At 73.9% G+C, this 23,431-nt stretch carries 20 protein-coding genes; 7 read left to right on the top strand and 13 right to left on the bottom strand.

Going from position 1 to position 23,431, the window contains the following annotated elements:
• Window positions 1–140: 140 nt before the first annotated feature.
• Window positions 141–1,967 carry a DUF6311 domain-containing protein gene (locus ABTW87_RS07935; protein ID WP_350649871.1) on the top strand — a complete coding sequence of 609 codons (1,827 nt, stop codon included), beginning with the start codon at window positions 141–143 and terminating at the stop codon, window positions 1,965–1,967.
• Window positions 1,968–2,014: 47 nt separating this feature from the next.
• Here the strand turns inward: ABTW87_RS07935 and ABTW87_RS07930 are convergent, their stop codons facing one another.
• Window positions 2,015–3,823: a DUF6311 domain-containing protein gene (locus ABTW87_RS07930; RefSeq protein ID WP_350649626.1), complete on the bottom strand. Its 1,809-nt coding sequence runs from the start codon at window positions 3,821–3,823 to the stop codon at window positions 2,015–2,017.
• Complete coding sequence (locus ABTW87_RS07925) at window positions 3,823–5,565, bottom strand: DUF6311 domain-containing protein (protein ID WP_350649869.1); 1,743 nt, start codon at window positions 5,563–5,565, stop codon at window positions 3,823–3,825. Before ABTW87_RS07925 ends, ABTW87_RS07930 begins: the two co-directional genes overlap by 1 nt.
• Before the next feature lie 281 nt (window positions 5,566–5,846).
• Here ABTW87_RS07925 and ABTW87_RS07920 point away from each other — a divergent pair, with 281 nt between their 5' ends.
• Window positions 5,847–7,043, top strand: coding sequence for a hypothetical protein (locus ABTW87_RS07920; RefSeq protein ID WP_350649624.1), 1,197 nt, complete (start codon window positions 5,847–5,849; stop codon window positions 7,041–7,043).
• Between the two features lie 88 nt (window positions 7,044–7,131).
• Here ABTW87_RS07920 and dxs read toward each other — a convergent pair whose 3' ends face one another.
• From dxs to ABTW87_RS07900, 4 genes are all read right to left on the bottom strand, one after another.
• Complete coding sequence (gene dxs, locus ABTW87_RS07915) at window positions 7,132–9,084, bottom strand: 1-deoxy-D-xylulose-5-phosphate synthase (RefSeq protein WP_350649622.1); 1,953 nt, start codon at window positions 9,082–9,084, stop codon at window positions 7,132–7,134.
• Between the two features lie 106 nt (window positions 9,085–9,190).
• Window positions 9,191–10,357, bottom strand: coding sequence for an anhydro-N-acetylmuramic acid kinase (locus ABTW87_RS07910; RefSeq protein ID WP_350649620.1), 1,167 nt, complete (start codon window positions 10,355–10,357; stop codon window positions 9,191–9,193).
• 52 nt (window positions 10,358–10,409) lie between these two features.
• Window positions 10,410–11,645 (bottom strand): class I SAM-dependent RNA methyltransferase, encoded by a 1,236-nt coding sequence (locus ABTW87_RS07905; protein WP_350649619.1) that lies wholly within the window; start codon window positions 11,643–11,645, stop codon window positions 10,410–10,412.
• Window positions 11,642–13,705 carry an APC family permease gene (locus tag ABTW87_RS07900; protein WP_350649617.1) on the bottom strand — a complete coding sequence of 688 codons (2,064 nt, stop codon included), beginning with the start codon at window positions 13,703–13,705 and terminating at the stop codon, window positions 11,642–11,644. The genes ABTW87_RS07905 and ABTW87_RS07900 overlap by 4 nt, the downstream gene beginning before the upstream one ends.
• A gap of 163 nt (window positions 13,706–13,868) precedes the next feature.
• Between ABTW87_RS07900 and ABTW87_RS07895 the strand changes: the two genes are divergently transcribed.
• Both ABTW87_RS07895 and ABTW87_RS07890 read left to right on the top strand, forming a co-directional pair.
• Entirely contained in the window at window positions 13,869–14,534 is a 666-nt protein-coding gene (locus tag ABTW87_RS07895) for a potassium channel family protein (protein WP_350649615.1), read from the top strand.
• Between the two features lie 2 nt (window positions 14,535–14,536).
• Window positions 14,537–15,226, top strand: a complete 690-nt coding sequence (locus tag ABTW87_RS07890; protein WP_350649613.1) for a potassium channel family protein — start codon at window positions 14,537–14,539, stop codon at window positions 15,224–15,226.
• A 15-nt stretch (window positions 15,227–15,241) separates the two neighbouring features.
• Here ABTW87_RS07890 and ABTW87_RS07885 read toward each other — a convergent pair whose 3' ends face one another.
• The 4 genes from ABTW87_RS07885 to dut all read right to left on the bottom strand — a co-directional run bounded on the left by ABTW87_RS07885 (window position 15,242) and on the right by dut (window position 17,677).
• On the bottom strand, window positions 15,242–15,919 hold the full coding sequence (locus ABTW87_RS07885) for a DUF3159 domain-containing protein (protein WP_350649612.1): 678 nt from the start codon (window positions 15,917–15,919) through the stop codon (window positions 15,242–15,244).
• On the bottom strand, window positions 15,916–16,296 hold the full coding sequence (locus ABTW87_RS07880) for an OB-fold nucleic acid binding domain-containing protein (RefSeq protein ID WP_350649611.1): 381 nt from the start codon (window positions 16,294–16,296) through the stop codon (window positions 15,916–15,918). Before ABTW87_RS07880 ends, ABTW87_RS07885 begins: the two co-directional genes overlap by 4 nt.
• A gap of 126 nt (window positions 16,297–16,422) precedes the next feature.
• A complete protein-coding gene (locus ABTW87_RS07875) occupies window positions 16,423–17,079 on the bottom strand; it encodes a DUF3710 domain-containing protein (protein WP_350649610.1) in 657 nt (218 codons plus the stop codon).
• Window positions 17,080–17,170: 91 nt separating this feature from the next.
• Window positions 17,171–17,677, bottom strand: coding sequence for a dUTP diphosphatase (gene dut, locus ABTW87_RS07870; RefSeq protein WP_350649609.1), 507 nt, complete (start codon window positions 17,675–17,677; stop codon window positions 17,171–17,173).
• A gap of 90 nt (window positions 17,678–17,767) precedes the next feature.
• Between dut and ABTW87_RS07865 the strand changes: the two genes are divergently transcribed.
• Window positions 17,768–18,271 (top strand): DUF3093 domain-containing protein, encoded by a 504-nt coding sequence (locus ABTW87_RS07865; protein WP_350649867.1) that lies wholly within the window; start codon window positions 17,768–17,770, stop codon window positions 18,269–18,271.
• 69 nt (window positions 18,272–18,340) lie between these two features.
• On the opposite strand, the gene ABTW87_RS07860 is transcribed toward ABTW87_RS07865, so the two are convergent.
• Together ABTW87_RS07860 and ABTW87_RS07855 are read right to left on the bottom strand one after the other, a co-directional pair.
• A complete protein-coding gene (locus ABTW87_RS07860; RefSeq protein WP_350649607.1) occupies window positions 18,341–19,219 on the bottom strand; it encodes a hypothetical protein in 879 nt (292 codons plus the stop codon).
• A gap of 142 nt (window positions 19,220–19,361) precedes the next feature.
• Complete coding sequence (locus ABTW87_RS07855; protein ID WP_007075406.1) at window positions 19,362–19,658, bottom strand: DUF4193 domain-containing protein; 297 nt, start codon at window positions 19,656–19,658, stop codon at window positions 19,362–19,364.
• A 433-nt stretch (window positions 19,659–20,091) separates the two neighbouring features.
• On the opposite strand from ABTW87_RS07855, the gene ABTW87_RS07850 reads away from it, so the two are divergent.
• Entirely contained in the window at window positions 20,092–20,604 is a 513-nt protein-coding gene (locus ABTW87_RS07850) for a LytR C-terminal domain-containing protein (RefSeq protein WP_350649865.1), read from the top strand.
• A 39-nt stretch (window positions 20,605–20,643) separates the two neighbouring features.
• Here the strand turns inward: ABTW87_RS07850 and ABTW87_RS07845 are convergent, their stop codons facing one another.
• Window positions 20,644–21,462 carry an inositol monophosphatase family protein gene (locus ABTW87_RS07845; protein ID WP_350649603.1) on the bottom strand — a complete coding sequence of 273 codons (819 nt, stop codon included), beginning with the start codon at window positions 21,460–21,462 and terminating at the stop codon, window positions 20,644–20,646.
• A 286-nt stretch (window positions 21,463–21,748) separates the two neighbouring features.
• Between ABTW87_RS07845 and ABTW87_RS07840 the strand changes: the two genes are divergently transcribed.
• Entirely contained in the window at window positions 21,749–23,362 is a 1,614-nt protein-coding gene (locus ABTW87_RS07840) for an RNA polymerase sigma factor (protein WP_350649601.1), read from the top strand.
• Window positions 23,363–23,431: the final 69 nt, after the last annotated feature.

Here is a 23,431-nt window from a genome sequence, read left to right as displayed (position 1 = left end):
TGCGGCCCGGCGGCCGGCGGCGACCGCAGCCTATGCGCCGCCCCACCGTGGTGGTTCCGGCGGTGCCGGGCGACACGGCCATCCGCGTACGCGGGTGGCAAATCCGGCACAACCCACCTGTACGATGGCGCGTCGTGGCTGTGCCCGTGGTTGATCCCCCGCTGAAGACCGGCTCCGAGCCCGCCGTCGCGCAGCCGTCGCGACGGGCCCGCTGGCGGCCCGCCCGCGTCGACGTGCTGGCCGTCGTCGTCTACCTGGCTCTCGGCGTGCTGGTCTGCCTCAACTACTGGGTGGACGTGCAGCACCGGGTGTCCGCCCACCTGCCGACCGACCACAGCTGGTTCGAGTGGCTGTTCTCGCACGGTGCGTACTCGCTGCGGCACCTGGAGAACCCGCTCTTCACCACCCGCCAGAACGCCCCCGACGGGGTGAACATGATGGCGAACACCTCCCTGCTCGGGGTGACCCTGCCGCTGGCGCCACTGACCATGCTGGTCGGTCCCCAGGTGGTGTACGCGCTCTACCTCGGGGCCGCGCTCGCTGCCACCGCTGCGACGTCGTACTGGGTGCTCTCCCGGCACCTGGTGCGTTCCCGGGGCGCGGCGTTCGTCGGCGGCGCCTTCCTCGGGTTCGCGCCCGGCATCGTGCACCACGCCAACGGCCAGCCCAACTTCGTCTCCAACTTCCTGCTCCCGCTGATCGTGCTGCGGGTGCTACGACTCGGCGAGCCGGGCCGGTGGCGCCGCAACGGTGTCGTGCTCGGCCTGCTGGTGGCGTACCAGATCTTCATCAACGAAGAGATGTTGCTGCTCACCGCGCTGGCCTGCCTGGTCGTCGTCGTCACGTACGCGGTGCTGCGGCCGCGGGCCGCGTGGCGGCAGGCCGGCACGTTCGCCGCCGCGCTCGGCACCGGCGGCGGGCTGGCGCTGCTGCTCACCGCGTACCCGATCTGGTTCCAGTTCAACGGCCCGCAGTCCTACCGCGGACTGCAGGGCGGCGTGTTCCACAACTGGGGCGAGGACCTGAAGGCCTTCGTCACCTTCCCCCGGGACACCATCGCCGGCGACGAGGCCGTGGAGCAGACGATCGGCCTCACCGAACAGAACACCTGGTTCGGCTGGCCACTTGTGGTGCTGGCGGTGGTCGCCCTGGTGCTGCTGGTCCGCCGGTCCCTGGTCGCCCGCGTCCTCGCGGTGCTGACGGTGGTGTTCACAGTGGCCTCGCTCGGCCCGAAGATCCGCTTCGACGGTGTCGAGACGGAGACCGACGGCCCGTGGGCGTACGTCCCGGACGACCTGCCGCTGGTCGAGATGATGATGCCGACCCGGCTGAGCCTGGTGGTGGTGGCCGCCGTCGGCGTCCTGCTCGCGATCGCCTGGGACACCGTGTCCGGGGCCGGCCGGCCACCGGTGCCCGCCCAGCGCACCGGCGACGGCGCGCCCCGGCCGCGGTGGCGCCTGCTGCGCCCGGTGGGGTACGCGGCCATCGCGCTCGCCGTGCTGCCGCTGACTCCCCGGCCGCTGCCCGCCGAGCCGGTCGAGCCGCCCCCGACGTTCATCACCGGCGGCGGCTGGCGCCCGTACGTGCCGGAGGGCCGCACGCTCGTGCCGGTGCCGATCCCGAGCAACGTGCACGGCCTGTCCACGCTGCGGTGGAGCGCCTTGACCGAGCACGCGTTCCCGATCCCCGGCGGGTACTTCATCGGCCCGAACGAGCTGGGCGAGGGTGTCTTCGGCGCGCCGAACCGGCCGACCAGCACGCTGATCTACCAGACGATGGACCGGAACGCGACGCCGAACATCACCGACGTCGAGCGCCGCCAGGCCGTCGAGGATCTGCGCTTCTGGCGGGCGTCGGTGGTGGTGCTCGGCGCCCACCCCCGGGAGGCGGTGCTGCGCGATCTGATGACCGCCCTGCTCGGCGAGCCGCAGCGGGTCGACGACGTCTGGCTCTGGGACGTCCGGTGAAAGGAAGGGCCCCTTCTTAACGCCTGCGGTGGTGGAAGGGTCCCTTGTTAACCGCCGAGCAGCGGGCGGACGTCCCACACCCACGCGCCGTCGATCTCGCGGCCCGGTCCGAGCAACGCGTCGAGCGTCTCCTTGACCGGGTAGCCGAAGTGCAGTCCACCCTGGACGACGATCGCGGCCCGCCAGTGCCGGAGGTCCTCGACGGCCTGCTGGCGGTCGGCCTCGGTGACGGTCGGCACCTCGCCGGTCTCGGCGACCCGGCGCAGCAGCGCCGCCGTGGGGCGGTCCGGGGCGCCCCAGCGCGCCGTCGGGTCGTCCGCCGAACGGGGGCCGATGAAGAACCCGCCGGGCGCGTCGAAGGCCAGCCCGGTGCGGGCCGACCAGAGCATGCCGGGGCTGGCACCCGCCCCGGTGACCGGGGGCACGGGAACCACGGTCCGGCCGGGCGGGACGTACGACCGCCAACCGCCGTCGGCCAGGAACGCCGGCACCGGCCACACGGGCGTCGTCCGGATCGGTGTGGGCACCAGCGGCAGCAGCGCGACCGCCAGCAGGGCGGCCCAGAGCAGCCGTACCGGGGGCCGGGCGGCGACGGGCACCGGTTCGTCGACCGCCGCCGGCCCACCGTCGGCGGTGGCCGCCAGCACCCGGTCCGTCGCGAGCGCGACCAGGACGCCGAGCACCGGCACGCAGACCAGCGCCAGCCGGGCCGGCACCGCCAGGTCGAGCAGCGGTACGCCGTCGAGCAGCCGGTACGGCCCGGGCACCCCGGTCGCCCTGCCGTCGAGGCGTACCTCGGCACCGAGCGACAGCACCGCGAACAGCGCGGCGCAGACGGCGAGGGCCCGGACGAGCGGCCGGCGGCGCAGCCAGAACACCGTCACCACCGCGAGGACCAGCAGGCCCGGACCGAAGAACGAGTTCTCCTCGGTCGGGTTCGGGGCGAGCAGCCGGGGCAGGTGGTCGTCGCCGAACACGGTCTGCCGCGCCGAGGCGGTGAAGGAGGCCAGGTCGAGCTGGTACGCGGAGGCGTGGAAGGGCAGCCCCCGGTAGTGGCCCGGCCCGGCGAACTGGAACCACAACGGGTACGCCAGCAGCGGCAGCGCCACGGCGACACCCACGCCCAGCCGGCCGAGCAGGGCCGGTGCCGCCCGGCGGGCGGTCGCCCGGTCCGAGACGGCGTACGCGAGGACGAACACCCCGGTGGCCAGGGCGAGGAAGAGCAGCACCTCCTCGCCGAGGAACGCCTGGTAGGCGGCGAGCAGGCCGAGCCACACACCGGGCCGGACGATCCGCCGGCCGTCGGCGGGGAACACCGCCGCCAGGATGGCCGGTACCAGGAACTGGGCCGCCATGTGCGGATGCGCGCCCGCCTGGGCGACCATGCCGGGCGCGAAACCGCAGACGAGACCGCCGAGCACCGCCGCCGGCCGGGAGCCGACCAGCCGCCTGCGCAGCAGCACGTACCAGGCGGTCGCCGTGCCGGCGAGACAGACGACCACCGCCACCAGGAACGCCGCCTGGGATCCGAGGAGCAGGGTGACCGGCGCCAGCGGCACGCCGAGGCCCAGCACCGACGTGTTGGCCATCAGGTTGACGCCGTCCGGGGCGTTGAGCGCCGTCGCGTACAGCGGATTCCCGCCGTCGACCACGACCCGGGCCGCCCGGGCGAGCATCCACTCGAACAGGATCTGGTCGCCGGCCTGGTGGAACAGCCGGTCCGGCCGGCCCCACTGACCCGCCGTGAGCAGCGCGGCGAGGGCGAGGTAGCCGGCGACCACGAGGGCGTCCGGCGTCCACGCGGGCAGCCGGATCCGTCCGGCCGGCGGGGTGCCGGGCGTGGTGCGGACCGGCATCAGGCCGCCGGGTCCGTCAGGGCTCGGACGTCCCACACCCAGACGTCCAGTTCGCGACGGCCGGGTCCGACCAGTTGCTCGACGGTCCTCCGCAGCGGCTCCGCGTGGTGCTGGTCCACCGGCAGCACCAGGATCGCGGCCCGCCAGTGCCGCAGGTCGTCCAGTGAGCGCCGGCGCTGGCGGTCGTCCAGCCGGGGCGTGCGCCCGGTGGTGGCGACCTCGTCCAGCAGCTTCCCCATGCCGCTGGGGCGGCCGCCGAAGCGGCCCGGGTCACCGGTGTTGCCGTTGCGCGGGGCGAGGAAGTAACCGCCGGGGATCTTGAAGTCGAGGTTGGTGGCGGCGGCCCAGCGCATGCCGTGGGTGTTGCCCATGCTGGGCACCGGGATGGGCACCAGCGTCTGGTCCGCGCCGACGTAGCCGCGCCACCGGTCGGCGGTGATGAAGTCGGGCACCGCGGGACGGGAGGTCACCCGCAGCGGCATCGGCGCGATCGGCAGCAGCGCGAGGACCAGTCCGGCGGCGGTGAGCGTACGCAGGGTGCGCCGCTCCACCGGCAGCGTCCGGGACCGCTCGATCGCGAACGCCAGCAGCAGCCCGACGACCACGGTGGTGATGAGCCCGAACCGGGTCGGCACGACCGCGTCCAGCAGCGGCAGCCGGACCAGCCACTCCCACGGCCCGGTCATGAGCTCCCGGTCCCACCATGAGATCCGCTCGCCGAGGGAGAGCACCGCGAAGAAGACGCCGGTCGCCGCGAGGGCCCGGACGATCACCTCGCGCCGCAGCCACAGGACGATGCCCACGGCGATCAGGGCCAGGCTCCACCCGAAGAAGGCGTTCTCCTCGGAGTAGTTCGGGGCCAGGTTGACGTTGGCCCGCTCGTTGCCGCCGAAGGTCGGGGACCCGGGGGCGACGAAGGCGGCGATGTCGTTGCCGTAGTCGCGCACCGCGTCGCTCAGCCCGTGGTACGCCATCGGCCCGGCGAACTGGACGTAGAGCGGGTACGCGAGCAACGCGCCGGCCACGACGGTGCAGGTGCCGAGCGCCTTCGCCAGCGGGCGCCAGGCCTCGTGCCACAGCCCCGGACGCTGGACTACCACCGCGGTCAGGAACACGCCGCAGGCCAGCGCGGTGAAGAGCAGGATCTCCTCGTTGATGAACGCCTGCACGGTCACCAGCAGCGCCAGCAGCAGGCCGTCGCGGTACGGGCGCCGGGACCGGGTGATGACGAGCACCCGCCAGACGATGAACGGCAGCAGGAACTGGCTGATGATGTTCGGATGCCAGTTGGCGTGCGACAGCATCGCCGGTGAGAACCCGCAGAACCAGCCGCCGACCGCCGCCGCCAGCCGACTGTGGACGACGTACCGGGCGAGCACGGCGTACCAGGCGGTGGCGGTGCCGGCCAGGGCGAGCGTCACCAGCAGCACGAAGGTCACGGCCGGGCCGAACAGCAGGGTCACCGGCACCATCGGGATGCCCAGCGCGAGGATGGCCGTGTTGGCCATCAGGTTGACCCCGTCGGGGTAGTTGAACTGCTCGGTGAAGAACGGGAACTCGCCGTGCAGCACCACGCGGACCGAGTGGGCCACGAAGAACTGCACCTGCGCCGGATCGCTGCTGTAGAGGGAGGCCACCCGGCCGGCCGGGTCGACCCAGATCCGGCTGGTCACCCAGACCGCGGCGAGCAGGAATCCGCCGACCACCGCCAGGTGCTGCCGGCGGGGCGTCCACCGTGGCATCCGGAGCCGGCGGCCGCGAAGGCCGGGCACCGGCGTGCCGTTGGCGGACCCGTCGGTGCCGACCTCGGGGCCGGTCGGATCGGACGCGGCCGGAGCTGCGGATTCCGGGGCGGACTCGGCGCGGGTGTCGGCAGGCGTCACAGTCGGCGGAGTCTACCCGAGCGGGAAAATCACACCAAAGTCACCGGAGCATCCCTTGTGGGCGGTGGCAGGGATCATCGCGGCGTCTCGTACCATGACGTTCCGCACGACGATGCCGAGGCGAACGAGGGGGCGTACAGGTGGCTGCAGCCCGCCGGCCCGGCAGAACGGCCGCCGCCCTGCTGGCCCTGGTGACGACCGTGACCGCCTGCGGTCCGGTCGCCGGCCGGGAACCACGCGACCTGGCGGTGGGGTACGACAGCCGGGACGGCTCGCTCACCGTCTGGCCGGCCCGGGGCGTCCTGGCCGGTGACGCCGCGGTGACGGCGGGTGTCACCGAGGCGGTCCGCGACTGGCGCTCACCTCTGGACGACCGGGTGCACGTGCCCTCCTCCGGCATCCTCTGGGCCGGTGCGGTGGACGGCGCGCCGCTGGTGCTGGTCGCCGCGAACGTGCCCGGCGAGAGTGCCTCCTGGCTGCTCCAGGTCACCGAGCGGGACGGCCGGTACGCCGTCACCCACGCCACCGAGTACACCGACCCCGGCTACCTCGTCTACTCCGACGTCCTGCCGGTACGCACCGGTGCGGGGCGGCGCTACCTGCTCTCGGCCCGGGTCGAGCGCGCGCTCGGCCCGGACGGCCGGGCGCTGGCGGTCCAGGACGGCCTGTCCGCGCCGGTGCCCGTCCCGGCCTGCTCCGCGGTGCCGGTGACCGCCACCCTGCGTGCCACCGAGTCACTGCCCCGGGGCCGCTCGGCCGACCGGCTGCTCGACCTCGGCACCGGCCTGGCGGCCCCGCGCTACCCGCTGGTGCGCGACGAGTCCGGCTCCGGGCGGCGTGCGCTCGCCGGCCTGGACACCTGCGCGCTGGCCGGTGAGGAGGGCCCGTTCGGCAGCGTCCGGCGCCGGGTCGGGGACCGCGAGTCGGCGGACTCCGTGCCCCAGTCCTGGCCGATGGCGAAGCTGGCCGTACGGACCCTTGGTGAGTTCGCGGTCGGCGGTGGCGAGCCCGGCGAACTCCAACAGCTCACCTGGGAGACGGCCGACGACACGATGACGGCGGTGGTGTACCGGCCGGTCGGCGGGGGTGCGCCGGTGGCGTCCCCCGCCGACCGGGCCGAGCCGCTGCAGGCGTACGTCCTCACCGTGGCCGGACGGTCCCTGGGCGTGCTGAGCTGGCGGCCCGCCCGGGAGACGTCGCTGACGGTGCCACCCGGCACGACCCGCATCGTCGACCGCCCCGGGCTGACCGTCGTGCCCCTGACCGACGAGCGGCTGACGGTCAGCCTGGCCACTCCCACCAGGACCCACTACCGCTCCCTGGCGGCGCCCCGGTAGCGCGCGGCCGTCCCGGCGCGCTCTGCCTGGGCAGGAACCGCGACGGCGGGTGCCCCGGCCGGGGCACCCGCCGTCGCGGAGCAGCTCGTCAGTTCCGGCGGGCGGCGTCGTCCGTGGTGACCACCGGCTCGATCGGCTCGCTGTCGAGGCGGGAGATCCAGCCGGTCACGTCGCGGGCCACGTCCTGCGCGGTCAGGCCCAGGTCGGCGAGGATCTGCGCCCGGCTGCCGTGCGGGTGCCACTCGGCCGGCACGCCCAGGTCCTTGACCGGCACCCGGACGTCGGCGTCGCGCATCGCCTGGGCGAGGGCGGCCCCGACGCCGCCGACGCGGACGCCGTCCTCGACGCTGACCACGAGCCGGTGCGCGGCGGCCAGCTCGACCAGCTCGGCCGGGACCGGCCGGACCCAGCGCGGGTCGACCACGGTCACGCCGTAGCCCTGCTCGGCGACCCGGGCGGCCACCTCCATGCCGAGCTGGCCGAAGGAGCCGACCGCGACGAGCAGCACGTCGGTGCGGGCCGATTCGGCGAGCACGTCGACCGGACCGACCCGGCGCAGCGCCGGCAGGTCGGCCGCGACGGCGCCGGTCGGGAAGCGGACGATGGTGGGGCCGTCGTCGACGGCGACCGCCTCGCGCAGCTCCTCGCGGAGGGTGGCGGCGTCCCGGGGCGCGGCGATCCGCAGGCCCGGCACCACCCCGAAGACCGACATGTCCCACATGCCGTAGTGGCTCGGCCCGTCCGGGCCGGTGATGCCGGCGCGGTCCAGCACGAACGTGACCGGCAGCTTGTGCATCGCCACGTCCAGCAGGACCTGGTCGAACGCCCGGTTGAGGAACGTCGCGTAGACCGCGACCACCGGGTGCAGGCCGCCCATCGCGAGGCCGGCCGCCGAGGTGGCGGCGTGCTGCTCGGCGATGCCCACGTCGTACACCCGGTCGGGGTGCTTGCGGGCGAGCTTGGCGATGCCGGTCGGCTCGGCCATCGCGGCGGTGATCCCCACCACGTCGGGCCGCTCGTCGGCGATCGCGACCAGCTCCTCGGCGAAGACGTTGGTCCACTTCACGGTCGGCGCGGCGACGAGCCGGCCGGTCTCCACGTCGAAGGCGCCGCCGGGGCCGTGCAGGCAGTCCGCCTCGTCCTCCTCGGCCGGCCGGTAGCCGTAGCCCTTGCGGGTGACCGCGTGCACGATCACCGGGCCGCCGAAGTTCTTCGCGGCGCGCAGCGCACCCTCGACGGCGGCGACGTCGTGCCCGTCGACCGGGCCGACGTACTTGATGCCGAGGTCCTCGAACATCGCCTGCGGGGCGACCGCGTCCTTGATGCCCTTCTTGACCGCGTGCAGCACCTCGTACATCGGCCTGCCGACCAGCGGGGTCGAGCCGAGCGCCTCCTTGACGGTGTCGAGCACCTTCTCGTAGCCCGGGTTGAGCCGCAGCGACGAGAGGTGGTCGGCGAGACCGCCGATGGTCGGCGAGTACGACCGGCCGTTGTCGTTGACCACGATCACCAGGGGGTTGCCGGCGGTGGCGATGTTGTTCAACGCCTCCCAGCACATGCCACCGGTCAACGCGCCGTCACCGACCACCGCGACGACGCTGCGCTGCTCACCGCGCAGGGCGTACGCCTTGGCCAGGCCGTCGGCGTACGACAGGGCGGTGGAGGCGTGCGAGTTCTCGATCAGGTCGTGCTCGCTCTCGGCCTGGTTCGGGTAGCCGGAGAGCCCGCCGCGCTGGCGCAGCTTGTCGAAGCCGTCCTGCCGGCCGGTGAGGATCTTGTGCACGTACGCCTGGTGGCCGGTGTCGAACAGGAGCCGGTCCCGCGGGGAGTCGAAGACCCGGTGCATCGCCAGGGTCAGCTCCACCACACCCAGGTTCGGGCCGATGTGCCCACCGGTGCGGGAGACCTTGGCGACCAGGAAGTCACGGATCTCAGCGGCGAGGACGCCCAACTGCTCGGTGGACATCCGCTTGACGTCCTGCGGACCGCGCACGGCGGCCAGCAGCCCCGGGTGGTTGGCCGTGTCCTGTTCAACGCTCATGACCGGAGAGTCTATCGGCCACGCGACAGCCCGCAGCGCGGCTGGGATCCCCGCAGGTAAACGGGGCCCCGGACGACGCCGGGGAGAGGACCGCCTGAGCATCCGGTCAGGGGCCGACCCGCAGGCGGCGGGGTGGCCGGGCGGGCTCCGCGCCGGCCGCCGGACCGGCCGGGGTCCAGGAGCCCAGCACGGCGGCCCGGGTGGCGCCGGTCACCGACGGCAGGGCCCCCGGCAGCCCGTGCCAGGAGAGCCAGCCCAGCAGGGCGAAGGCGTACGCCTCCTTCGCCTGCGCCGGCACGCCCAGCTCGTCGGTGGTGCGCAGCCGCCACCGGCCGGCACCGAGCGCGGCGAGCCGGCTGGTCAGGGTGGGGTTGCGCACTCCCCCGCCGGCGGCCACCACGTCGACCACGCGGTGCCGCTCGCACTCCGCGGCGACCACCCGGGCGGTCAGCTCGGTGAGCGTGGCGAGCACGTCGTCGGCCGGCACCGGCGCGAGCGCGGTCAGCCGGTCGTCGAGGTAGCCGGCGTGGAACTTTTCCTTGCCGGTGGACTTCGGCGGCGGCGCGGCGTAGTACGGCTCGGCGAGCAGCAGCTCGAGCAGGCCCGGGTGGACCCGGCCGGCCGCCGCGCGGGCCCCGTCGAGGTCGCAGGGGCGCCCGAGGAAACGCCGGGCGGCGGCGTCGAGCAGCGCGTTCGCCGGGCCCACGTCGTACCCGAGGACGGGTGCGCCCGGCGCGACCACCGTCAGGTTGGCGATGCCGCCCAGGTTCAGGGCGGCGCGCGGTGCCCCGCCGGTCTCCGCCGGGTCGAGCAGCAGGGCGTCGAAGGCCGGGACCAGCGGCGCGCCCTGGCCGCCGGCGGCGACGTCCGCCGAGCGCAGGTCGCTGAGCACCGGTACGCCGACCCGGGCGGCCACCCGCGCCGGTGCGCCCAGCTGCAGGGTGCCCCGGACGGTGCCGCCCTCGACCCAGTGGAAGACCGTCTGGCCGGGCGAGACGACCGCGTCCACGGCCCCGCCGGCCAGCTCGACACCGACGGCCGCCGCCCCGGCGAAGACCTCGCCGAGGCGGTTGTCGAGCCGGCACACCGCCTCGATCGTGGTGGCCGCCGGCGGCAGCAGGGCGCCGATCTCGGCCCGCAACCCGTCGTCGTAGTCGACGGTGCGGTGGCCGAGCGGGGTCAGCCGGAGCGTCTCCCCGTCGAGTGTGAACTCGGCGGCCACCACGTCCACCCCGTCGTACGAAGTCCCCGACATCAACCCGACGATGCGCAAGGAAGGGCCCCTTCTTAACGTCTGCGGTAGCGGAAGGGTCCCTTCTTAACACTCAATCGGGCGGCAGCAGCAGTCCCACCAGCTCCACGTGCTGCGTCATCGGGAACAGGTCGAACCCGCGCAGGGCCGCCAGCCGCCAGCCCAGGCCGGCGAACGTGCGCACGTCCCGGGCGAACGCCGCCGGGTCGCAGGCCACGTACGACACCGCGCGCGGCCCGGCGGCGGCCAGCGCTCGCACCACCCCGGAGCCCGCGCCGGAGCGGGGCGGATCGAGCACCACCACGTCGACCGGGCCGGTGACCCGCCGACGGGCCAGCACCGTCTCCACCCGGCCCGGGACGATCCCGACCCGGGGCAGGTCACGCAGGTTCTCGCGGGCCGCGGTGACGCCCGCTTCGGCCGCCTCGACCAGGGTGACCCGGCCGGTGCCGCCCACCCGACCGGCAAGCGCGGCGGCGAAGAGACCGGCCCCGCCGTACAGGTCCCAGGCCGTCTCGCCCGGTGCCGGCTCGAGCTGCGTCAGCACGGCCTCGACAAGAGTGTCCGCCGCCGCCGGATGCACCTGCCAGAACGACGACGCGGGCAGCGTCCACGGCCGCCCGGCGGCCCGCTCGCGGACCCGCTGCGGGCCGCTCACCGGCCGCGCCACGCCGTCGGCGAGGGCGGTCACCGTGACGTCGCCACCGGTCGAGGCGACCGTCTCGACGGCGTCGGCATCCGGCCACCGCGCTCCGCTCGGGGCGAGCACCGGCAGCTCCTGGATCGCCGGGTGGGCGATCCGGCACCGGTCGATCGGCACCACCTCGTGCGAGCGGTGCTTGAGCAGGCCGGCCCGGCCGGCGCCGTCGACCGCGTACCGCACCCGGGAGCGCCAGCCCAGTGAACCGCCGGGCAGCGCCTCCACCCGGACGCCCAGCGCGTCCAGCTCCACGCCGGCCAGCCCGCCCAGCCGGGTGAGCTGCTCGCGGACCACCGCCGTCTTCCAGTCGAGCTGCGCCTCGGGGGTGACGTGCTGCAGGTCGCAACCGCCGCAACGGCCCGGCTTCGCGTACGGGCAGGGCGGCTCCACCCGTTCCGGCGCCGCCTGCAGCACCGTCACCGCGTCGGCCCGGACGAACCCGCGGTGCACCTCGGTGACCTCGACGACCACCCGCTCGCCGGGCAGCGCGTGCCGGACGAAGACCACCTGGCCGTCCACCCGGGCGACGCAGTGCCCGCCCGGGGCGACCGCCCCGACGGTCAGCTCGACCCGCTCGGCCTCCTCCAGCCCCCGGTCGACTCCGGTCACCGGTCGCTCCCGCTCTCCCCCGGCGGCGCGGAGACCACCGGCGGGACGCTCGGCGGCAGGGTGCCGCGCGGTGCCACCCGCGGCCCGCGGGCCGGACCGCGGCTGAGCGTCTCGTCCAGCCGGTCCAGGTCCTTGCTCGCGGTCGAGGCGAGCTGCCACGGCACGCTCGTCACCATCACGCCCGGCTCGAAGAGCAGCCGCCCCTTGAGCCGCAGCGCACTCTGGTTGTGCAGCAGGTTCTCCCACCAGCGGCCGACCACGTACTCGGGTATGAAGACGGTGACCACGTCGCGGGGCGACTCCCGGCGGACGCCGGCCACGTAGTTGAGGATCGGCCGGGTGATCTCCCGGTACGGCGAGTCGATCACGGTCAGCGGGACCGGCACGTCCCGCCGCTCCCACTCGGCCTGCAACTGCCGGGTGTCCTTGTCGTCGACGTTGACCGTGACCGCGGTCAGGCTGTCCGGCCGGGTGGCCTGCGCGTACGCGACCGCCCGCAGCGTCGGCTGGTGCACCTTGCTGACCAGGACGACCGCGTGGTTGCGGGCCGGCAGCACCGGGCGGCCCTCGTCCGGGGTCAGCTCGACGGCGACCCGGTCGTAGTGCCGGCGGATGGCCAGCATCAACCCGTACAGCACGCCCATCGCCACGATCGCGATCCACGCGCCGAGGAGGAACTTGGTGACCAGCACGATCACCAGCACGGTGCCGGTCATCGCCATGCCGAAGGCGTTGATCGCCCGGGAGCGGATCATGCGGCGCCGCACCTGCGGGTCCCGCTCCTTCTTCAGGTACCGGTTCCAGTGCCGGATCATGCCGCCCTGGGACAGCGTGAACGAGACGAAGACGCCGACGATGTAGAGCTGGATCAGCTTGGTCACCTCGGCCTGGAAGCCGACGATCAACAGGATCGCGAAGGTGGCCAGGAACAGGATGCCGTTGGAGAAGGCGAGCCGGTCTCCCCGGGTGTGCAGCTGCCGGGGCAGGTACCGGTCCTGGGCGAGGATCGACCCGAGCACCGGGAAGCCGCTGAACGCGGTGTTCGCGGCCAGGAAGAGGATCAGGGCGGTGACGCCGACGACCACGAACAGCAGCACCGAGCCCGAGCCGAAGACGGTCTCGCCGAGCTGCGCGGTGACGGTCTTCTGGACGTAGCCGTCCGGGCCGGCGACGATCTGGCGCGCCGGGTCCTCCACGAACTGCAGGCCGGTCAGCCGGGCCAGCCAGACGATGCCGAACAGCATGGTCACCGCCACCAGGCCGAGCATCAGCAGCGTGGTGGCCGCGTTGCGGCTCTTCGGCGCCTTGAAGGCCGGCACGCCGTTGGAGATCGCCTCCACGCCGGTGAGCGCGGCGCAGCCGGAGGAGAAGCTGCGCAGCAGCAGGAACGCCATCGCCCACCCGGTGGTGTCGCTCCACTCGGCGGCGATCACCAGGTCGGCGCTGGGGGCGCGCAGGTCCTGGCCGAGCAGCACGACCCGGACCAGGCCGGTCAGGATCATGCCGATGATCACGATCATGAAGCCGTACGTGGGGATCGCGAAGGCGGTGCCGGACTCCTTGAGCCCGCGCAGGTTGACCGCGGTGAGCAGGACCACCGCGATCACCGCGATGAGCACCTTGTGGGTGGCCACGAAGGGGATCACCGAGCCCAGGTTCGCCACCCCGGAGGAGACCGACACGGCGACCGTCAGCACGTAGTCGACGAGGAGGGCGCTCGCCACCCCCACCCCGGCGCGCGGGCCCAGGTTGACCGTGGCCACCTCGTAGTCGCCGCCGCCCGACGGGTAGGCGTGCACGTTCTGCCGGTAGCTCGCCACCACGGTCAGCATCACCACGACGACCGCCAGGGCGATCCACGGCGAGAACACGAACGCCGAGGCCCCGGCGATCGACAGCATCAGCAGGATCTCGTCGGGCGCGTACGCGACGCTGGAGAGCGCGTCGGAGGCGAAGACGGGCAGGGCGATGCGCTTGGGCAGGAGGGTGTGCTGGAGCCGGTCGGACCGGAACGGTCGACCGACGAGCAGCCGCTTCAGCAGCGAGGTGGGTCTGGCCACAACCGCAAAGCGTACGACCAGCGGTGGCACCCGCGCCGGGGTGGCCGATCACGGAAGGGTGTACCGGCGGAGTACCGTCGGTCCGCGACCGGGCCGGGAACGTGGCAGGCTCGCAGACGACGGGTCACCGGTCGACGCGGGCGCGGACGCTGAGGAGGACGCGGTGCATGTGGTGATCATGGGCTGTGGGCGGGTCGGCTCGACCCTCGCGCACAGCCTGGAGGCCCGCGGGCACTCGGTCGCGGTCATCGACCAGGACTCCGACGCCTTCCGCCGGCTGGGCCCGGACTTCGCCGGGATCACGGTGACCGGCGCCGGGTTCGACGGCGAGGTGCTGCGGCAGGCCGGCATCGAGCGGGCGGACGCCTTCGCCGCCGTCTCCAGCGGAGACAACTCCAACATCATCTCGGCCCGGCTGGCCCGGGAGACCTTCGGTGTCACCCGGGTCGCGGCCCGCATCTACGACCAGCGTCGGGCCCAGGTCTACGAGCGGCTCGGCATCCCGACCGTCGCCACCGTGCGGTGGACCGCCGACCGGATGCTGCGCCACCTGGTTCCCGAGGGCAACGTGGAGATGTTCCGCGACGCGACGAGCACCGTCTCGATCGTCGAGGTGCCGGTCCACAAGGACTGGATCGGGCGCTCGGCGCAGGCGCTGGAGGAGGCGACCGCCGCCCGGGTGGCGTACCTCATCCGGTTCGGGATCGGCACCCTGCCCACCCGCTCCACCGTCGTGCAGGAGGGTGACCAGATCTTCATGCTGGTCACCGACGACATCGTCGACGCGGTCACGTCGGTGGCGGCGCTGCCGCCGGAAGGGGGGCAGTGACCATGCGGGTCACCATCGCGGGCGCCGGGAACGTGGGCCGCTCCATCGCCCAGGAGCTGATCGACAACGGCCATCAGGTGATGCTCATCGAGCGCCAGCCCAAGATGCTCCGGCCCGACCGGGTGCCGGACGCGGAGTGGGTGCTGGCCGACGCCTGCGAGCTGGCCAGCCTGGAGGAGGCCGACCTCGCCGGCTGCGACGTGGTGGTCGCCGCCACCGGCGACGACAAGGTCAACCTGGTGGTGTCGCTGCTGGCCAAGACCGAGTTCGCGGTACCCCGGGTGGTCGCCCGGGTCAACCGCGCCGAGAACGAGTGGCTCTTCACGGAGCAGTGGGGCGTGGACGTCGCGGTCAGCAAGCCGCGGGTGATGGCCGCCCTGGTCGAGGAGGCCGTCACCGTCGGCGACCTGGTCCGGCTGATGACCTTCCGGCAGGGCGAGGCGAACCTCGTCGAGATCACGTTGCCGCCGACCGCCCCGTACGTCGGCGAACCGCTGCGCTCGGTGCCGCTGCCCCGTGACTCGGCGCTGGTGGCGATCCTGCGCGGCAAGCGGGTGCTGACGCCCAGCCCGGACGACCCGCTGGAGGCGGGCGACGAACTGATCTTCGTGTGCACGGCGGAGGTGGAGGACGCCGTCCGCGCGGTGGTGCTGGGTCCGGACAGCGTCGCGCGTACCCGCGAGGCGCGCTGACCGAGGCGCCGACCGTCAGGCGGCCGGCGCCGGGGGCGCCTCCCGGGTCACCCGCCGCACCGTCCAGACGGTGAACAGCAGCAGCAGCACGTACGGGGGGTAGCCCAGCACGAGCCGGGCGATGCCGAGTGCGGTGTCCTGCTCGGCGAGGTAGAGCCCGGCCTGCACGCCGACCTTGGCCAGCCAGACCACGCCCCACAGCACGGTGAGCCCGGTGAACGTGCGCACCAGCCGTGGATCCTGGCGCCACTCGGAGGCGCCCTTGGCCACCAGAACCGACCAGATCCAGCCGACCAGCGGCTGCCGGATGGCCGCCGAGAGCAGCAGCACCAGCCCGTAGCCGATGCCGTAGAGGATGCCGGGCAGGTAGAAGTCGCGCTCGTCGCCGGTGCGCCAGGCGATCGCCGCGCCGATCGCGATGCCGAACAGGCCGTTCACCGCGTGCCGGATCGGCCGCCGCTGCGCCAGGCGCAGCACGGCGATGGCCACCGCCACCCCCACCGAGGCGATCACCGCCGGACGCAGGTCGCCGATGATGTTGGCCACCACGAACACGACCACCGGGATGCTGGACTCCAGCAGCCCGCGCCAGCCGCCCAACTGGTCGGCCATCTGCTCGGCGATCGTCGGTAGCGGCTCCTCCTCGCCCGGGCCGGCGCCCGGCTGCGCGGTGCGGTGCTGTCCGGTGGTCACTTCGGCGGCTCCAACTCGTAGTACGGGTTGTAGATGACCTTGCGGTCGTCCCGCACGGCCACCCGGCCGCGCGCGGTCAGGTGCCGCCCGGGTTCGATGCCGGCGATGTGCCGCCGGCCCAGCCACACCAGCGTCACCACGTCGCTGCCGTCGTACAGGTCCGCCTCCAGCGTCGGCAGGTTGGTCCGCGGGGTGTAGACCACCGTGCGGAGCCGGCCGGAGACGGAGACCACCTCGCCGCGGCTGCACTGCCGTGCCGGGACGCCCCCGTGCTCGGCGCTCTCCCGGCGCAACTCCTGCGCCTCGATCTCCGCCTCGGTAGCGGTGAGCCGCCGCAGCACGCGCCGAAGCGTTCCCCGCCGCTCGTCGGTCGACATGACCTCCGCGTCACCTTCCGGGCGGCCGGCCCGCGTGGGCCGGCGGTGGAGCGGCACCGCTGGACACCGGGACCGCTCCGCCAGCGTACGCCGACAGGGCCGGCCCCGGCTGCGGCGGCCGAGCGGTCAGGCCTCGCCGGGCGCGGCGGGAACGCCCTCGCCCGGCCCGGCCTGGTCGGCGACCTCCCGGGGCAGGCGCAGCGGCAGCGGCTCGCGGACCGGCTTGGCCTCCTGGCCCCGGTCGACGACCAGGCCGTCCAGGCAGACGGCCAGCGGGCCGGCGGCGGCCGGGTTGGTCGCCGCCTCGCCCTGGTAGACGCCGCGGACCATCCAGCGCGGCCCGTCGATGCCGACGAACCGCAGGTCGGTGAGGCCGTCCGGGGTGCGGACCCGGGCGTGCAGCTCGGTGCCGTACTCGCCGGTGACCTCCTGGGCGGCGGCGCCGTCGCTGAACAGGGACTGGCGGATCTCCTCGCGCACCTCGTCCCAGATGCCCTCGCTGCGCGGGGCGGCGAAGACGCCGAGCTGGAGCGCGTTCTGCCCGTGGACCAGCACGACCTGCTGGATCACGCCCTGCTGGTCGGCCTGCACCCGCACCTCCACGTCGGGCACCGCCGGGATCTGCAGGCTGCCCAGATCGAGCCGCTGCACCCCGCCGGGGGCCTCACTGGCGTCGTAGGGGCCGCGCGCCGGCGGTTCCGGGGTCACCGGAGCCTCCAGTTCGTTGGCGTCGCGGACGTCGGTCCGCTCGTGCCGATCGGCACGCTTCCGGGAGAAGATCACTGCGTACACCCTCCGCTGTTCGCACTCACCCTGCCACCTCTTCCGTCCCGCCGCGCGCCCGACGGCCACCGGCCTCCGGCCCGGACCACCGTCACGACGCCTCCGGCGCCGGCCGCCGGCCGTCCGTGCCCGCCGGCGCCGGCACCAGCCCGGCGTGGCCGCCGGTCGACCCGTGCCCGCCGGTGCCCCGCCGGGACGTGGGCAGCTCCGCCACCGGCTCGAACTCCGCCCGCGCCACCCGCTGCACGACCAGTTGCGCGATGCGGTCGCCCCGGGAGATCCGGGCCGGCGTGTCCCGATCATGGTTGATCAGGTTGACCAGGATCTCACCCCGGTAGCCGGCGTCGACCGTACCGGGCGCGTTGAGCACGGTCACGCCGAGCCTGGCCGCCAGACCCGAACGGGGGTGCACGAGGCCCACGTAGCCCTCCGGCAGGGCGACGGCCACGCCGGTCGGCACCAGGGCACGACCGCCCGGTGGCAGCTCGACGTCCGCGGCGGCGACCAGGTCCGCCCCGGCGTCGCCGGGATGGGCGTACGCCGGCAGCGGCAGCCCGGGGTCGAGCTGCCGTACGGGCACGGGTACGACGTCGGTCACAGTTCCCCTCTTCCGTCCGGTTCCTGCGGTGACCCTGCCATCCTGCCCGGTCGTCGGCCCGTCGTGCGCCGTACCCTTCACCTCGTGAGCGTGTCCCCGTCCCCGTCCGCGTCGCCGGCCGCCTCGTACGCCGAACGGCTGGCTCTGCCGTGGTGGCTCTGGCTGGGCGGGCTCGTCGCCGCCGGCCTGCTCGCCACCGAGGTCTGGATGGGCGCGCCCGGCGTCCGGGCGTGGCTGCCGTTCGCGGTGCTGCTGCCGGCGACCGTGGCGGGCCTGTGGTGGCTGGGCCGGATCCGGGTGGCGGTCCGCGACGGCGAGCTGCGGGTGGACGACGCCCGGCTGCCGGCCCGGTTCGTCGCCGACGTCGTCCCTCTGGACGCCGCCGGCCGACGCGAGGTGCTCGGCGTCGGCGCGGATCCGCTGGCGTTCGTGGTGCAGCGGCCGTGGATCCCAGGCGCCGTCCAGGTGGTGCTCGACGACCCGGCCGATCCCACCCCGTTCTGGGTGGTGAGCGCGCGGCGGCCGGTCGAGCTGGCCGAGGCTCTCCTCGCCGCCCGGGACGCCGCCCGCACCAGCCCGACCGGGCGGGCCTGAGCCCGGCTCAGCGCCGCCCGCCCGTCCCCCCGGGGTCGGACGCCGCGCAGCCGCACCGGGCGGTCCGGCTCAGGGCGCCGCCGGCAGCGCCGGTGGCGGCCCGGGCAGATCCCGGCCGCGGCGCCGGAGGTCGGCGCGCAGGGTGTCGGCCATCGTCCGGGTCGCCCGCCGGTTGAGGTAGCTCGCCACCGCCGCGCCGGTGAGGAACGGTCCCAGCGTGGTGAGGTTGCGGCCGAAGCGTTTGAGCAGGGTGTCCCGCAGTTCCCGGCGGGCCGCGGTGCCCAGCACCGCGCTCACCCCGACACCCGGCATCATCGGGTTGATCCCCCGTTGCGAGGCCCAGGACTGGACCAGCGCCACCGACCGCTGCGCCCCGCCGGCGGGCAGCGGCACCCCGTACACCTCGTGCAGCTCGCCGGCCAGCTTCAGCTCGATCGCGACGACGGCGACCGTCTCGGCGGCCAGCAGCACCGGCGCGGAGAGCAGGGTCGGGGTCACCGCCCATTCGACGGCGGCAACGCCGCCGCCCGCGGCGCCCACCCCCGCGGTCGCCCGGGCCGCGTTGCGGACGAGGCGGTCGGCCAGGGCCTCCCCGTCCAGGTCGGGGAAGTGCCGGCGCAGCGTGGCCCGGTCCCGGACCGGAACGTGCGGGGCGACCTCGGCGACTGTGTCGACCATCCAGCGTACGGCCGCTCTGGGTTTGAACAGGTCGCCGATGCCGCGCGCGCGGGCCTGGCCGACCAGACGGCCGAGCAGTTGCCGCCGGCGGGCCGGTGCGATGTCGTCGGCCGTCAGCGCCGCGACAGTGGCACCCAACTCGTCGGCATCGCCGCTGGCGGCGCTCGGCGCGGCCCCGGCACCGTCGGCGGCGTTCGGCGCGGCCGGCACGCCGGTGGCGCGCGCCACGTCCGCGCCCCGTGCGGCGTCCCGTTCGTTCCGCTCGGTCATGGCACCGAACCTCCCGCTGGACGCACCGCCGACCTGACGGCCGTCCATGACGAGTCAAGCAGCTACCCGGTCTCCCCGCAGGGTGACCGGAACGAGCGGCGGCCCCGGTGAGGGAGCCGCCGCCGGTGTCGTCGCGTACGGGTCAGACGCACTCGCGGCAGATGAGCTCGCCGTTGCGCTCGACGGCCAGCTGGCTGCGGTGGTGCACCAGGAAGCAGCGAGCGCAGCGGAACTCGTCCTGCTGCATCGGCAGAACCTTGACCGTGAGCTCCTCGTCGGCCAGGTCGGCGCCGGGCAGCTCGAAGCTCTCCGCCACCTCAGCCTCGTCGACGTCCACGGCGCCCGACTGTGAGTCGACGCGCCGGGCCTTCAGCTCTTCCAGGCTGTCCTCGCCGAGGTCGACCTCGTCGCGACGCGGGGCGTCGTAGTCGGTGGCCATCGGTTTCACTCTCCCATGTCGATGTTGTCGCTTCCGGTTGTAACGCCGGACGACGTTGTTTCGGTTCCGCTGGCCGGCCACCACTTGTGTCGGTCACCCGACCCGACACGCGTCGGGTTGGTGCCGCCAGAGGAACTCCCCCGGCGAGCGCGGTACCTTACCCCCCCTTTGGGCGTGGCATGTATACCGCCCTCGTGGCAGAGATGTACGCCCCCGCACGGCAAGTTGTTCCCAATGTGACTCAGGCGACACGAAGATAGGGGTAGTACTACCCGGTTCCCGGTCGGCGCGCCGGCATGTCCGGCTGTTTCCACGCCACGGCCGGACAACCGTTAACCTCAGCGGCGTACTCGGCGGCCGGCGGGGCGGCCCGACCGCCCCCGGCCACCGCCACCCACCACTGTCCGGGAGCGCCCTGATGAGCTTTGCGCGAGTGCGAGCACTCGTCATCGTCGGTCTGCTGGGGGTGCTGGCGCTGGTCTTCGTCGTCGTCGCGCTGGTGCGGGACACGCAGAGCGAGGCCGGGATCGGCGGCGGTTGCCCGGAGGGCTGGCCGCGGGCCGACGTGCGGCTGCGCCAGCAGGAGGAAGTGAAGATCAACGTCCTGAACGGCACCGACCAGCCGGGCCTCGCCAACAAGGTCGCCGACGACTTCCGCAACCGGAAGTTCCAGGTGAAGAAGACCGGCAACCAGAAGGACCAGATCGACGACATCGCCGTCCTGCGGTACGGCCCGAAGGGCGTCGGGTCGGCCCACCTGCTGCGGGCGTACTTCCTGGACAACGCCGAGACCGAGTACGACCCCAAGCGCGAGGACGACACGGTCGACGTGGTGCTCGGCGGCGCCTTCCAGCAGCTGGCCACCACCACCGAGGTCAACCAGTCCCTCGGCGACCTCGGCTCGCCGGTGGCGCCGCCCGGCTCCTGCCCGATGCCGCAGGACTGAGCGGCCGCCGCACCGGCCACCGGCGACCGGTCCCGCACGTCAGGGGCCGCCGGAGGCGTCCAGGTCGGCCAGGCGGTCGTGCAGGGGCGCGAAGAGCGCCGGCGGCGCGGCGATGACCAGGTCGGGCCCGGGCTCCGCGCCCGCCAGCCCGCCGACCCGCAGCCCGGCCTCGGTGGCCACCAGCCCACCGGCGGCGAGGTCCCAGGCGGCCAGACCCTTCTCGTAGTAGGCGTCCACCCGCCCTTCGGCGGCGAAGCAGAGGTCGAGGGAGGCCGCGCCGAGCCGGCGGATGTCGCGGACGTGCGGGATCAGCTCGGTCACCACCCGGGCCTGGTGGGCGCGGCGCTTCGGGTCGTAGCCGAAACCGGTGGCCACAAGCGTCTGGCCGAGGTCCGTCTCGGTGGAGCAGCGCAGCCGTCGGCCGTCGCGCCAGGCGCCGCCGCCGGCGGTCGCCGTCCACTCCTCGCCGGTCGTGACGTTGCGCACGACCCCGGCCACCACCACTCCGCCGACCTCGGCAGCTAGCGAAACCGCGCTGTGCGGGATGTCGTACAGGTAGTTGACGGTGCCGTCGATGGGATCGACGATCCACCGCACGCCGGCCGGTCCGGTCGGGCCGGTGTCCGCCCCGCCGTACTCCTCGCCGAGCACCGCGTCGCCCGGCCGCAGCCGGCGCAGGGCCTCGATCACCTGCCGCTCCACGGCCCGGTCGGCCGCGGTCACCACGTCGGTGGCGGTGCTCTTGGTCGCGGCCACCGAGACGCCCTCGGTGCGCATCCGGTACGCGGTCGCCGCGGCGTCCCGTGCCACCGTGACGGCGATCTCCAGCAGTTCCTGCGGCTCCGGCGCCGACCCCATCCTCGTCCCCTTCCCGCACGACCGGGGTGGTCCCGACCACGCGCGGGTATCATCCTTACAAAGTCCACATCTGCGCCGAATCGGCGGTCTCATCGCCGGTACACCGTGCGCCGCCGGATGATCGCCGTGGACGGCGTTACAATTCACCCTGCCCACGCGCCACGGACCGCCAGCGACCGGACGGCCCGGGACACGGGGGTCCCTCAACGACATCGCCCGGCACAAGCGCTCCGCCTCGCGCCGGACGACCCGGCCGTGCTCGCTCTTCGCCTCCGGAAGGTCATTCGTGACAGAACCCCGCCAGACCGGCGCCGACGTTCGCTCGCTCACCGACACCCTGATCGCACACGCGCAGAGCGCCGGCGGTCAGCTCACGTCGGCCCAGCTCGCGCGCACTGTCGAGTCCGCCGAGGTGACTCCGGCCCAGGCCAAGAAGATCCTCCGGGCGCTCTCCGAGGCGGGCGTGACCGTCGTGGTCGACGGCTCGGCCACGACCGCCCCGCGCCGCCGCGTGGCGGCCGCCCGCTCGGCCACCCCGGCGTCCCGGGCCACCACCGCCAAGACCACCAAGAAGGCCGCCGCGCCCGCCCCGAAGCAGGCGCCCGCCGCCGACGAGGCTCCGGCCCCCGCCCCGCGGAAGGCCACCGCCCGCAAGGCGGCCGGCACCACCGCCGAGGTGGCCGCCAAGGCCGCGGCGCCGGCGAAGAAGGCCACCCGGGCCACCAAGGCGACGGTGGCCGCGGCGACCGGCCCGGCGAAGGCCGCCAAGGCCGCCGGCAAGGGCGAGACCGAGGGCGAGGGCGACATCGACCCGGAGGAGCTCGCCGCCGAGATCGAGGACGTGGTCGTCGAGGAGCCGGCCGAGCTGACCCAGGCCGCCGAGGCCGACGCGGCGAACTCCGCTAGCGACAACGACTTCGAGTGGGACGACGAGGAGTCCGAGGCGCTCAAGCAGGCGCGCCGGGACGCCGAGCTCACCGCGTCCGCCGACTCCGTCCGGGCGTACCTGAAGCAGATCGGCAAGGTGCCGCTGCTCAACGCCGAGCAGGAGGTCGAGCTCGCCAAGCGGATCGAGGCCGGGCTCTACGCCGCCGAGCGGCTGCGCGCGGCCGACGAGGGCGAGGAGAAGCTGAACCGCGAGATGCAGCGCGACCTGCTGTGGATCTCGCGGGACGGCGAGCGGGCGAAGAACCACCTGCTCGAGGCGAACCTGCGCCTCGTGGTCTCGCTCGCCAAGCGGTACACCGGCCGCGGGATGGCCTTCCTCGACCTGATCCAGGAGGGCAACCTCGGCCTGATCCGCGCGGTCGAGAAGTTCGACTACACCAAGGGCTACAAGTTCTCCACCTACGCCACCTGGTGGATCCGCCAGGCCATCACCCGCGCCATGGCCGACCAGGCCCGCACCATCCGCATCCCGGTGCACATGGTCGAGGTCATCAACAAGCTCGGCCGCATACAGCGTGAGTTGCTCCAGGACCTGGGCCGCGAGCCCACTCCGGAGGAGCTGGCCAAGGAGATGGACATCACACCGGAGAAGGTGCTGGAGATCCAGCAGTACGCCCGGGAGCCCATCTCGCTCGACCAGACCATCGGCGACGAGGGTGACAGCCAGCTCGGTGACTTCATCGAGGACTCGGAGGCCGTGGTCGCGGTCGACGCGGTCTCGTTCTCGCTCCTGCAGGACCAGCTCCAGCAGGTGCTGCAGACGCTGTCCGAGCGTGAGGCCGGCGTGGTCCGCCTGCGCTTCGGCCTGACCGACGGCCAGCCGCGCACGCTTGACGAGATCGGCCAGGTGTACGGCGTGACCCGCGAACGCATCCGGCAGATCGAGTCGAAGACGATGTCCAAGCTGCGTCACCCGTCGCGTTCGCAGGTCCTGCGGGACTACCTGGACTGACCAGACCCGGTCAACCCAGAGTGTCGCTTTGAACACGTGGCGCTCAACGCCGCATGGTGATCGTTCGGT

Origin of the sequence: Micromonospora sp. NPDC126480, from assembly GCF_040302465.1 — a bacterium.
Classification (GTDB): Bacteria; Actinomycetota; Actinomycetes; order Mycobacteriales; family Micromonosporaceae; genus Micromonospora.
The sequence above is the reverse complement of the archived record's forward strand: the minus strand, read 5'-3'. Positions and strand labels throughout refer to the sequence as shown.

Bases quoted from the DNA above. Each gene is read 5' to 3' on its own strand.
- ABTW87_RS07860 (WP_350649607.1), bottom strand. From the start codon at position 19,219: ATGACCGAGCGGAACGAACGGGACGCCGCACGGGGCGCGGACGTGGCG.
- ABTW87_RS07855 (WP_007075406.1), bottom strand. From the start codon at position 19,658: ATGGCCACCGACTACGACGCCCCGCGTCGCGACGAGGTCGACCTCGGC.
- dxs (WP_350649622.1), bottom strand. From the start codon at position 9,084: ATGAGCGTTGAACAGGACACGGCCAACCACCCGGGGCTGCTGGCCGCC.
- ABTW87_RS07845 (WP_350649603.1), bottom strand. From the start codon at position 21,462: ATGGGGTCGGCGCCGGAGCCGCAGGAACTGCTGGAGATCGCCGTCACG.
- ABTW87_RS07925 (WP_350649869.1), bottom strand. From the start codon at position 5,565: ATGCCACGGTGGACGCCCCGCCGGCAGCACCTGGCGGTGGTCGGCGGA.
- ABTW87_RS07890 (WP_350649613.1), top strand. From the start codon at position 14,537: ATGCGGGTCACCATCGCGGGCGCCGGGAACGTGGGCCGCTCCATCGCC.
- ABTW87_RS07930 (WP_350649626.1), bottom strand. From the start codon at position 3,823: ATGCCGGTCCGCACCACGCCCGGCACCCCGCCGGCCGGACGGATCCGG.
- ABTW87_RS07880 (WP_350649611.1), bottom strand. From the start codon at position 16,296: ATGTCGACCGACGAGCGGCGGGGAACGCTTCGGCGCGTGCTGCGGCGG.